The sequence below is a fragment of the Streptomyces sp. 13-12-16 genome (assembly GCF_002114215.1).
In the GTDB taxonomy this organism is placed as follows: Bacteria; Actinomycetota; Actinomycetes; order Streptomycetales; family Streptomycetaceae; genus Streptomyces.
Map to the genome: position 1 here is coordinate 1 of NZ_NCTE01001266.1, position 645 is coordinate 645.

General features: G+C 76.6%; 1 pseudogene. It reads right to left on the reverse strand.

Annotation, left to right across the window (positions count from 1 at the left end):
* Positions 1-645 (reverse strand): annotated as a pseudogene (locus B7767_RS38945) (hypothetical protein); the annotation flags it as partial.

Genomic DNA, 645 nt, shown 5'->3' on the forward strand with positions numbered 1-645 from the left:
CAAGGAGCCACCTCCGGCAGGGCCGCCGCTTCCAGCGCCTCCGCGCGCAGGGCCGCCGCCCTGCGCAGTGCCGCCACCGCCGGGTCGTCGGGGTCACCGGCCTCCCCGCGGGCCGCCGCCAGCACCTCCCCGACCGTCGTCAGACCGCCCAGCTCCGCCCGTACCGGGCGGCCCAGACGGGTCACCGCGTCCTGCGCGCGGGAACGGTCCCGGCAGTGGAAGGCCAGCTCGCACGCGGACAGGCACTCCGGCGCGTAGGTCGCCGGGACCGCCTCCACGGCCTCGGCCAGCCGCTCGGCGGGCAGCTCCGGCGAGAAGCACGTGCCCTCGGGGAGCGTGTCGGCGATCTCCTCGATCCTGGTCAGCCGGTCCAGCTGACGGGCGGTCACCGCGCGCTGCTTGCGCACGTCCACGGCGGACGCGGTCGGCAGGTTGGAGAAGTCCTTCGGGCACACCAGCAGGATCCGGTGGCGTACGCGCGGGGCCGGGTCCAGCCGCGCGGCCACCCGCTCCAGGGCCAGCACGTACACCGCCGCCTGCCGTGCCGCCGCGCCGACCTTCGCCGGGTCCGCGGCGCCGTCCAGCATCGGGAAGGACTTGATCTCCACGACCGTCCAGCTGCCGTCCGGGTGCACCACCACCGCG